This is a genomic window from Chryseobacterium wanjuense (assembly GCF_900111495.1).
Lineage (GTDB): Bacteria > Bacteroidota > Bacteroidia > Flavobacteriales > Weeksellaceae > Chryseobacterium > Chryseobacterium wanjuense.
Window position 1 is genome coordinate 63,398 of record NZ_FOIU01000001.1, and the last position, 11,730, is coordinate 75,127.

Sequence of the window (11,730 nt, forward strand, 5' to 3'; positions counted from 1 at the left end):
TAATTGAATAAAATGAATAAAAATAAATTTTTAACAACACTTCTAGTTGTCGCAATGGGTCTTACAGTTACTTCTTGCTCCAACGATTATTTGGATGTAAATGACAATCCAAATGCTGTGCAGGCTGAGAAAATTACACCGGATCTTATTTTTCCTGGTGCTGTAAGTACTGCCTATAGAACGCAGGCTAATACAATGATGCAGTTCGGTAATTTAATGATGAATAGCTGGGCTGGTAATACATATAGCTTTGGTGGTCCATTTGCAAGAGAATTTAATTTATCAACAGTTGATAATACGTTCTATACAGGTATTTGGGGATTATATCCGAGAATTGCAAACTTTGCTCAGATTGAGACATATCCTAATGCTGATCATAAGCAGGATTATTATGTTGCAATGGCTAAAATTATGAAGGCTTATTATATGCAATATATTGTTGACTTATATGGTGATGCTCCTTACTCTGAAGCCTTCAAAGGACAAGACAATATGACGCCTAAATATGATGACGATGCTTCTATTTATAGAGCATTGATTACTAATATTAATGAAGCAATTACATTAATTCAGACAGCACAAGACACTAATATTAATAATATCAATAACGGTTTGCCAACTGTAGCAGTTGTGCCTGGGGGAACTGATATTGTATTTGAGGCTTCTACGGATACTGAAATGGATCAATGGGAGACTTTTGCTAGAACTATTAAATTAAGAATGCTCTTAAGAATGAGCAAGGTTACAGGAGAAATGGCAACCTTTAGAGATGCACAGCTTCAAACTTTGGCAGGAGCAACATTTATTGAGGATGAAGTAACTGTAAATCCTGGTTATACAGCATCAAACGATGATCAAATGAATCCGTATATTCTTACATGGGCAAGAACATCCGCAGGAACTCAGGTTCAGAATTATGCAGTTGTAGTTGCTTCTGAACATATGGCAAATGCTCTTGAAGGAAATGTTATTTTAAGTGATTCTAATTATTCGAAGTTTACAGGTCTTAAAGATCCTAGAAGAAGTAGATTATTTACAACTGTAGTATCTGTTGATGCTGCTGGAAATCCATTTAATGGCCTAAAAGGAGTTAGACAAGGAGCTGTTCCAGGACAGCCCGGAGCTCCTATAAGCAATACTAATACTTCTAAGTTAGGTATTGGTAACTTTTCAGGAGCAGCATCTGTAGCTTCATGGTTAGATGTTATTGATGAAAACAATGAGCGTGGAGGAGTACTTATGTCTAAGGCTGAAAGTAATCTATTACAAGCAGAAGCTGCTTTGAGATGGCCGTCTATTTTTACTCTTATTACTCCACAGGCTAAATTCAATTCTGCTATTTTATCAAATGGTACTTGGCTAGGAGCTAATGCTTCTCAAATGAATACTTATATTACAAGTATTGCTTCAAGACCGGGATTAGGATGGATAGGGACTGATGCTCAAAAGCTTGAAGCTATTATGACTCAAAAGTGGATTGCCTTAACAAATGTGAATCCAACAGAAATGTTCATCGAATACAACAGAACAGGTTATCCTTGGACTCCATTGGCGGTAACGGCTCAACAGCCAAATAAACCGTTAAGATTAGTATACCCTTTCTCAGAATATGCTGCTAATGCTGCTAATGTTCCAAATATATCAAGTGCTCAAGTTTTTGTTAAAAATCAGTACACTCCATTCTGGAATCAGAATTAAAAACTTGATTTATAATTATAGAAACCGCCTTTTGGCGGTTTTTTTATTTATTATAATTTAAAATTAACTATGTCTTACATATTATTTAAAATTGAACACACAGGATAATTAAAATTGAATTTATGTATAACTGTTTGAAAACCATATAAATATTGTGTTTTAAAATTAACTCTGAATAATAATTGGTATAGAAATTTTCAATTGTTAAAAATTGTTTTTTATATAAAATTTATCAGTTTAATATTGAATATTTTTGTTAAATGTTTTATTTTTAACAAAAATTATTAATTAAATCGCTTAATTTGTTTTATAATTTTGAATATTTGTTAATTTTTTCATATTTTCTTTTGTTATTTTAAGAAAGTTTTACACCTTTGTGTTAAGCAAAATTTAATTTGATATGAAGAAACTTACAATGGGGGTACTTTCTATAGTTCTATCCTCATCCCTAGCTGTAGTTCAAGCGCAAACTCAGCCAAAAAAGGATACTATAAAAACCCAGGATATTGAAGGCGTTGTTGTAACAGCTCTAGGTATTAAAAGGGAGAAAAAGTCTTTAGGGTATTCATCCCAAACTTTAGATGCTGAAAAAGTTAACTCTGTTCCTACAAACAACTTCATAAATAACCTATCCGGTAAAGTTGCGGGTATGGAAATTAAGAATAACGGTAACTTTGGTGGTTCTAGTAATATTGTTTTAAGAGGTACAAAAAGTATTACGGGTGATAATCAGGCACTAATCGTTTTGGATGGGGTACCGATTATTAGTGGTAACCTAAACTCTAGTGATGCTTCAAGAGGGCGTGATGGGTTCGACTTTGGTAATGCTACAGCAGATATTGACCCAAATAACATTGAGTCAATAAACGTACTTAAAGGGGCTGCAGCAACTGCATTATATGGAAGTATGGCATCCAATGGAGCTGTAATTATTACTACCAAAAAAGGTAAAAAGAGTAAAACACTTGGCCTTAGTTTGAGTTCTACTGTTTCAGTCGGACAAATGGATAAAAAAACTTTTCCAAAATACCAGAATCTATATGGAGGTGGTTATTCAGGTGAGGATAGCTTTATTCATGGGGATGTAAATGGAGACGGAATTGAAGATATCATTTCGCCAACAGCAGACGACGCCTCCTATGGACCAAGGTTCGATCCGAATTTAATGGTTTATCAATGGGATGCATTTGTTCCGGGAGATCCTAATTATGGTAAAGCGACCCCTTGGGTAGCTCCTAAAAATAATCCGACTAAATTCTTCCAAAATTCACTTTCATTTGTTAATAGTTTTAACTTAAATGGAGGGGATGAGTTGAATATGTATAACTTAACAGTTACAAATAATTACGAGACAGGTATATTACCTAACAGTAGATTGAATAAAAACATGTTAAGTGGTAGCTATAGCAGAAAATTTGCAGATAATTTTACAGCACGTACTTTTTTAACATTTAATGATCAAACTACCATCGGACGAAATTCTGTAGGATATGGAGATAATATTTTGACTGGTTTTAGACAATGGTATCCTTTAAATGTTGATATTCTACATCTAAGAGACACTTATTTCAGAACGAAGCAAAATTATACATGGAATATGAATAATCCTCTTAATGGGGATCTGTCTCCTGCTTTCTGGAACAATCCATATTGGGACAGATATGAAAATTTTTCTTCTGATGATAAAACAAGGTTAATTACCGGTGCAGAATTATCATATGATGTTACAAGCAAACTTAATATCTTAGGGAGGGCGACTATTGATTACACAAATAGCAAGCAGGAGATAAGAAAAGCTGTGGGGAGTCATGCTGAAGAATTTGGTTTGTCACAAGCCGATGAAACTTCCGGATATTGGGTATTTGATGATACTATCCTGAGACAGACTTATGATTTGATTGGGCGTTATACATGGAATATTTCTGATAAAATGAATGCATTATTCGTTGCAGGGGGACAATTCATGGATCAGCATCAAAGAAGTATGGAAAATTCTACTACAGGAGGTTTGATTATCCCTGGATTATATACAATTGCGAATTCACGTGCATATTTCCCGCCAGTAGAAACGAATATCAGAGGTCAGAAGGCAGGGGTATATGCACAGGCATCATTTGATTTTGATAAATTTTTATTCTTAGAAGGTACGATTCGTAATGATACATCTTCTGCACTTCCGAAGGCTAATAGAAACTATACCTATTATTCATTAGGATCAAGTTTTGTTTTTTCTGAATTTATTAAAACTAATTGGTTAAGTTTTGGAAAACTGAGATTAAGTTATGCAGAAGTAGGTAATGATATGGCTTTCGGAAGACCAGGTTTCTTTGGCAACAGAGGAACAGTAGGAGGACTTCCTATGGCTGATATTAATACAACATTTGTAGATTTTGAAACTTTAAAACCAGAAAGACAGAAAAGCTGGGAAGTTGGTTTAGAAGCTTCAATGTTTAAAAGAAGAGTATCTTTAGACGTATCATTATACAAAACAAATACACAAGACCTATTATTTAGTGTACCGCAATCACCTTCAACAACATATAGTTTTTCTTTAATTAATGCAGGAGAAACTGAAAATAAAGGTATTGAAGTAGCTTTAGGTTTAGTACCATTAAAAAGCAAAGATTTCCAATGGGATATCAATGTAAACTGGGCTAAAAATAGAAATATGGTTGTTGCTCTAAATCAAGGAAGAGATAATTTACAATTAGCAAGTTTCCAAGAAACAACTCTTAATGCTACTGTAGGTGATGCTTACGGAACATTTAGAGGAACAGGATTTGTTTATGATGCCAATGGAAATAAAGTTGTAGATGAAGATGGACATTATCTAGTAGCAACGGATAAAGTCTTAGGGAATATTCAGCCAGACTGGATCGGAGGTGTTTATAATACATTTAGATACAAAAATTTCTCTCTTGGATTTCTGATTGATGTAAGAAAAGGAGGTAGTGTATACTCGCTTGATCAATCATACGGAAGTTTTACAGGGATGTATGAATATACTGCTGGGCTAAATGATTTAGGAAACCCTATTAGAAACTCACTTGCTGATGGAGGAGGTATAATTTTACCTGGAGTTAAGCAAAATGGAACGCCTAACGATGTTAGAGTAGATGCGTCTTTTGCAGGTGGTGCTTTTGGAACAGATGCAGGTTTGCCGCAAGAGGCATTTATTTATGATGCGTCATTTGTGAAATTACGTGAGGCTAAAATTTCTTACAGCCTACCTGCAGATTTATTAAGAAATACATTTATTAAAGGGATGACTTTCAGTCTACTTGGTCAAAATTTATGGATTATTCATAAAAATCTTCCGGATGCAGATCCTGAAGCAGGTACATCTTCAGGAAATATTCAAGGTTTCCAGTCAGGAGTTATGCCAACCACACGTATTTATTCATTCAATGTTAAATTAGATTTCTAAACCAGAATTAAAATGAAAAAGATATTTTCAATACTTACTATAGGTTCTTTAGCAATGCTAACGAGCTGTATCAATGGAGACGAAGATTTTAATAATAATCAAAGCCAGCCATATGAAGTTCCAGCTGAACCTCTTTTGACAAATGCTCAAAAAGAACTGATGGATCAAATGGAAACTCCAAGTGTGAATTTAAATGTATTCAGATTTTTCCAACATTACTTGGCTACTACCATATACAGAAACGATGCACGTTTCAATTTTACCGGGACAAGAAAAGTTCCGGACAATATGTGGCTTGCATTGTATACTGATGTATTAGGAAACATAAATCAGGCAAAAAAAATAATTCCATCAGAAATAAAACCTACTTTAACACCACAAGCTGCATGGGATAAGCAGCAGGCAAATAAATTGGCAATTCTTAATTTAATGGAAATTTATACTTATCAGGTTCTAGTTGACAGTTTTGGAAATGTTCCTTACTCTGAGGCTGCAAAACCAGAAACAATTGTACTTCCAAAATATGATGACGCAAAAACTATTTATGCAGATTTAATTGCAAGACTCAATTCTATTATCGCAACTTTAGATGCCGGATATCCTAGTTTTCAAACAGGTGACAATATCTATAATGGTAATGTAGCAGATTGGATTATTTTTGCAAACAGTTTAAAACTGAAAGTTGGGATCAATTTGGCAGACGTTAATCCTACATTAGCTAAGCAGGCTGTTGAGTCTGCATTTGCAGGAGGAGTATTGTTGAATAATGCTACAAATTCATTATTTAAGTATGATGCAACATCTCCAAACTTTAATCGTTTGTATGCTGAAGTAATAGCAAGTAATAGAAACGACTTTGTTGCAGAAAAAGGAATAGTGGATGTAATGAATACTTTGAACGACCCTAGAAGACAATTCTATTTTACAACGGTAAGTGGAAGTTATGTAGGTGGTACAGTAGGATTAACTAATAATTATAATGACAACTCTCATATTGGAAATAGTTTATTGGCTCCGAATAAGCCAGGACTTTTATTTGATGCTTCAGAAGTTAATTTTTATTTAGCAGAAGCTGCTGCTAGAGGATATAGTGTTGGTGACACAGCACAAAAATATTACGAAGATGCTATCAAAAGATCTATGGAGCAGTGGGGAGTATCAACATCTGATATCACAACATATTTAGCAAATCCTAGTGTCGTATTTTCTCCTGCAAATTGGAAACAAAGTATTGGACAACAAGCTTGGATCGCTATGTATAACAGAGGATTTGAATCTTGGAACTTTTATAGAAGGCTTGATTATCCTGTGTTAACAGCACCTAATGCAGTCCCTGCTGCAGCGGGTAAGGTTCCTACAAGATTGACATATCCGATTAACGAACAGACAGTTAATGGAACTAATTGGAGTCAAGCATCATCAGCAATAGGAGGTGATAAATTGACTACCAAAGTATTCTGGGACATTAATTAAACTAAAAAAACACCTTAGTTAACATTCATATTTAATCCGCCTTCGGGCGGTTTTTTTATTTCCGTATATTTGTGATTCGAAAATTAAAGAAGACTAAGGCTGTTTCGTATAGCTTAAAAACGATACACACATGAATATTAAAAATATAATAGAAGAAAAACTTTCGGAAGTTATCTTGAATGTCTATCAGTTGAAAGACATTAATCTGGAAGTTCAAGAAAATAAAACCGAATTTGAAGGAGATTTTACAATCGTAACGTTCCCGTTGGTAAAGCAATTGAAGAAAAATCCGGAAAGTATTGCGGTTGAATTGGGAGAGGCATTAACAGAACAAACCGAATTACTGGAAAGCTTCAATGTTATCAAAGGCTTTTTGAATGTTAAAGTTAAAAATCAGTTTTTTGTAGATCAGTTCAGATCTATCAATAACGATTTTGATACAATTGAAAAGAAAAATTCTACGGTAATGGTAGAATATTCTTCTCCGAATACCAACAAACCCCTTCACTTAGGGCATATCAGAAATAATTTATTAGGTTTTTCTGTGGGTCAGATTCTTAAAGAAGCGGGTTATGATGTGATTAAAACGCAGATTATTAATGATCGTGGAATTCACATATGTAAGTCGATGCTGGCTTGGGAGAAATTCGGGAAAGGAGAAACTCCTGAAGTTACCGATACAAAAGGAGATAAATTTGTTGGAAATTATTATGTAAAATTTGACCAGGAATATAAAAAAGAAATTTCTGAACTCGTAGCACAGGGAATTTCCGAAGAACAGGCAAAAAAAGATGCTCCTTTGATGAAGGAAGCACAGAAAATGTTGTTGGATTGGGAAAATGGAGACGAAAAAGTAAGAAATCTTTGGAACGAAATGAATGCATGGGTTTATAAAGGTTTCAATGAAACATACAAAAGATTAGGGGTAGATTTTGATCAGGTTCAGTATGAGAGCAATACTTATATTTTAGGAAAAGACCTTATTCAGGAAGGTTTGGATAAGGGAGTTCTGTATCAGAAAGAGGACGGTTCTGTGTGGTGCGACCTTACGGAAGATGGTTTGGATCAAAAATTATTATTACGTTCAGACGGTACTTCGGTGTATATGACACAGGATTTGGGTACTGCAGTAGAACGTTTTAAACAAAATGATATTCAAAAGTTAATTTATACTGTTGGAAACGAACAGGATTATCATTTCCAGGTTTTATTTAAAATATTAGGAAAATTAGGATATTCATGGGCAGATCAGTTGTACCATCTGTCTTACGGAATGGTAGAGCTTCCAAACGGAAAAATGAAATCTCGTGAAGGAACTGTCGTAGATGCAGATGATCTGATGCAGGAAATGCATAGTACCGCAAAAGCAAAAACTATCGAACTGGGCAAGCTGGAAGGTCTTTCCGATGAAGAAAAAGAAGTTTCTTATGAAATAATTGGTCAGGCTGCATTAAAATATTTTATGCTAAAAGTTGATCCTAAGAAAAAAATGCTGTTCAATCCGGATGAAAGTATTGATTTCAACGGAAATACAGGGCCATTTATTCTTTATACATATGCCAGAATTCAATCTTTATTAAATAATGGGAATTATGAATATAAAGAAGTTCCTGAAATTGAAGCTAATCAGCATGAAAAAGAAGTCATTATGCTGCTGTCAAATTACAAAGGAATCGTTCAGAAGTCTGCAGAATTGCTGAGTCCGGCTTTGGTCGCCAATTATATTTATGATTTGGTTAAAGCCTACAATTCTTTTTATCAAACTAATAATATTTTAAAGCTTGAAGATGAAAATTTAAAACAATTCCGTTTAAATTTATCAGATCTTACAGCAAAAACAATAAAAAAATCTTTACACCTTCTGGGAATATCCACAGTAAACAGAATGTAAAATATTGTAACCTCCTGAGAAATCAGGAGGTTTTTTTATGAAAGCTCATAAGCTCTATAAAATTGTTTACACGTTGTATCGAATCACTGTATCACAGGAGTCCCATTTACAAAATTGAATAACGGAAATGTCTGCCAATTTGATCCGCCGTCTACAAACTGTGCCTGCACGACAATCGTGTAGCTTCGGTCTGTAAGATAAAGATCAGAAATATCGAGATACGTATAAAATGCATTCGATCCCTGGATGGCAGTTCCGGATACGGCATGATAAGGCGCGTCTTTCGGCATGAAATAAACATTCAATGAATTAATGGGTGAACCCACACTGAAATTACCCCAGACATGAATCCGCCCGTTGGATAAAGTTCGTTGGGTCACAGATGCCTGCATACCATGATTTTGATTGTAAAAATAACCGGCAGGTTTTGCTACAGTAGAAAAAAGCTGACAATTGTTAAGAATAGCCGCAGTGGGTTTGCTTAAAATAGTAGAAGAGTAGCCATAGGTCTGGTTGCCCCAGCTCATAAGGGAAGTTCCGTAGCCGGGGGTATTTTGCAGACTTTTAGGCAAAGCATCATGAGGAAGGTTCATCCCATGTCCCAGCTCATGCAGCAAGCCTCCCATATAGGCCTTGACCTGATTTCCCCGTGTTGTATTTTGGTTAAAATATTGATAATCATTGTATTCGTTGTCTCCTACAAAACAATTTCTGCCCAATCCATAATAAGGGATTTCGGTATTAATGCTGGGCGTAGCCGTAAAAACAATCGTATGCTCGCTGGTTTTATCGGTGGGATGGACTGCAAACCAGCTATTTACCTCAGATAAGATCTGATTTCCCGATGAATAGTTGTAAGATGCCATCGGTTTTGATCCACTCACTACATTTATTTTAATTCTATTGGTTGTAGGATTTTTTAATAGACCAAAAGTCCGGTTGCCGTAGCCCCAATTATACATATTCTGGCGGTAATATTCTTGGGCAGCCAACAGAAATTCACTTATTCTTCTTTCATATTCAGGTCGCGCAGAGACATCCGAAGGAATGAAATAAACTACATTCAGGTTATAGGGCAAACTCGATTGGTAGGCTCCTATAGTGGTCTTACCGGCTATAGGTTCTGACTTCGGAATTTCATTTTCAAAGAAATCTTCCGTGCAGCTAATGGAGCATAGAAAAATGCTCATCAATAATGATTTAAAAAAAACTGTTTTCATAATTTTTTTGTGTTTGGATTAGTGCGACAAAGATTTAAACTTGAGGGTATGAAAACAAGAAAACTCACGTTAATAATGATTAATGAAAAAAAGATTATCGTTATAAAATGTTAATTTAATTTTTTATAATTAATTGATTATTAGTAATTTTTAAAAATAATTATGTTAATCCAAATTTGGACTTGAATGCATTTTTTGATATTAACACTTTTTTTTATCTCAGAGATTTTTAGCTTAAATCACAGCAAAAAAAGAAGTTTTTAAGTAGATATGCAGTAGAAGAATTTGTAGTCGCTTACAAAAGAATTGCCCTTATTTTATTAAACCCTTGATAAAAAAGAACCAAAGCAAAAAAAATTGCTTTGGTCTGATGGTTTTGTCTTATTAATTTTGATAGAAACTTATTTAAGTGCCCCGATCTCGGCCATCGCGATATATGGTTCGCCATCATAACTGCTGTTGAAAACAATACGGATATACCTGCAGGCCAATGCCTGAGAAAATAAAACATTTTGTTTATAAGCCACCTTTTTAAGGTCATAATTTCCGCGATGAGTCCATCCTTCGGCGGTGCTGGCGCGGGTGTAGACACTAATGTTTTTGGCATTTCGGGCAAGACCTTGATGTTGGGTGAAAACCAGTCCCCAGATATAATCTGCAGCCCCCATATTAATATCATAAAAATAAGGGAACGTTTGCGCCTGGCCCGGAACCGGATCGGTTTGTAACACACCCGGACTGTAATTGGTATGCCAGTAAGTATTAAGGTTGCCGTCTATAGCAAAAGATGCGGGATAGGCAGGGTATGCCGAGCTGCTGCTGATTGTCCAGCCCGTTCTGCTCACTTCCGTCTGAAAATCCATTTTAGGAATTCCGTTTACGATAGGGAAATTATAGACTTTATAGACCGCACCGCCGTCCGGAAACTGAGCCTGAATTATAAACTGATAATCTGTGTTGGTATAATACAGATCCGAAATATCTACATAGGTACTGAAGGAATTGACCAGATTGCCATCTGCAACAGAGGAAACCGCATAGTATTGATTATTCGGACTGAAGTAAGTATTAATCGCATTAATGGGCTGACTTGTAGTATATGTTCCCCAAATCCTTATTCTTCCGTTTTCGAAGCTGTGGTAAAGTTGGTTAATAGTAAAACTTTTATTTCCCCCATAGAAAGGTTTTGCGGTAGTTGCAAAAACCTGAATATTATTTAGTATAGCACAACTCGATTTGGTGAGGATGGTTGAAGAATATCCATAGGTTGAATTTCCCCAGCTCATAAGCGATGTTCCGTAGCCGGGAACATTTTGCTGACTTTTGGGCAGAGCATCATGCGGAAGTCCCAGACCATGTCCCAGCTCATGAAGAAAGCCGCCCATATACCATTTTACAGTTGTTCCTTCCGGTGTATTTTTGTTAAAATTCTGATAGTCCCACGCTTCGTTATCACCCACAAAACACGATGTACCATTTCCTACAAAAGGAATAGGTGTTTCCGGAGTAGGCACGGCAGTAAAAACAATCGTATGTTCACTGGTTTTATCGGAAGGGTGGGCTGCAAACCAGGCATTCACCTCAGATAAAATCGGATGATAACTGGAAGCCGAATACGTAGACATGGGATTTGCCGCATGAACGATAGTAATTTTAACCCGGTTTGTTAATGGGTTTTTCAATACTCCAAACGTGCGGTTACTGTAGCCCCAATTATGCATATTCTGACGGTAATATTCCTGCGCAGCTAAAATAAATTCGCTAATTCTTCTCTCATATTCCGGACGCATCTGAACATCCGAAGGTACAAAATATACCACATTCAGGTTATAAGGCTGGTCAGACTGATAAATTCCGGAGGTAACTTTAGCACTGTTTTGAGTGTCGGTTTTTAATGCAATCTCAGTTTCTAATAAATCTTGTTCACAACTGGTAAACAGCAATAAAAGATTGAATAATAAAATGTTCAAAAAAAATGTTTTCATAATTTCTGTGCTTAAATTTGATTTAAACAAATATTT

General features: G+C 35.4%; 6 protein-coding genes. 4 read left to right on the plus strand and 2 right to left on the minus strand.

Features of this window, described 5'->3' with window-relative positions; translation table 11 throughout:
* The first annotated feature begins 12 nt into the window (after window positions 1-12).
* The 4 genes from BMX24_RS00285 (at window position 13) to argS (ending at window position 8,489) form a co-directional block, all read left to right on the plus strand.
* Complete coding sequence (locus BMX24_RS00285) at window positions 13-1,698, plus strand: SusD/RagB family nutrient-binding outer membrane lipoprotein (RefSeq protein ID WP_089789982.1); 1,686 nt, start codon at window positions 13-15, stop codon at window positions 1,696-1,698.
* Between the two features lie 400 nt (window positions 1,699-2,098).
* Complete coding sequence (locus BMX24_RS00290) at window positions 2,099-5,125, plus strand: SusC/RagA family TonB-linked outer membrane protein (protein ID WP_089789983.1); 3,027 nt, start codon at window positions 2,099-2,101, stop codon at window positions 5,123-5,125.
* A gap of 12 nt (window positions 5,126-5,137) precedes the next feature.
* Window positions 5,138-6,598, plus strand: coding sequence for a SusD/RagB family nutrient-binding outer membrane lipoprotein (locus tag BMX24_RS00295; protein WP_089789985.1), 1,461 nt, complete (start codon window positions 5,138-5,140; stop codon window positions 6,596-6,598).
* Between the two features lie 130 nt (window positions 6,599-6,728).
* Entirely contained in the window at window positions 6,729-8,489 is a 1,761-nt protein-coding gene (argS, locus tag BMX24_RS00300; protein ID WP_089789987.1) for an arginine--tRNA ligase, read from the plus strand.
* Window positions 8,490-8,572: 83 nt separating this feature from the next.
* On the opposite strand, the gene BMX24_RS00305 is transcribed toward argS, so the two are convergent.
* Entirely contained in the window at window positions 8,573-9,709 is a 1,137-nt protein-coding gene (locus tag BMX24_RS00305) for a hypothetical protein (protein WP_089789990.1), read from the minus strand.
* Window positions 9,710-10,110: 401 nt separating this feature from the next.
* Window positions 10,111-11,679, minus strand: coding sequence for a discoidin domain-containing protein (locus BMX24_RS00310; protein WP_170835630.1), 1,569 nt, complete (start codon window positions 11,677-11,679; stop codon window positions 10,111-10,113).
* Between the last annotated feature and the right edge of the window lie 51 nt (window positions 11,680-11,730).

Bases quoted from the DNA above. Each gene is read 5' to 3' on its own strand.
- BMX24_RS00285 (WP_089789982.1), top strand. From the start codon at position 13: ATGAATAAAAATAAATTTTTAACAACACTTCTAGTTGTCGCAATGGGT.
- BMX24_RS00290 (WP_089789983.1), top strand. From the start codon at position 2,099: ATGAAGAAACTTACAATGGGGGTACTTTCTATAGTTCTATCCTCATCC.
- BMX24_RS00295 (WP_089789985.1), top strand. From the start codon at position 5,138: ATGAAAAAGATATTTTCAATACTTACTATAGGTTCTTTAGCAATGCTA.
- argS (WP_089789987.1), top strand. From the start codon at position 6,729: ATGAATATTAAAAATATAATAGAAGAAAAACTTTCGGAAGTTATCTTG.
- BMX24_RS00305 (WP_089789990.1), bottom strand. From the start codon at position 9,709: ATGAAAACAGTTTTTTTTAAATCATTATTGATGAGCATTTTTCTATGC.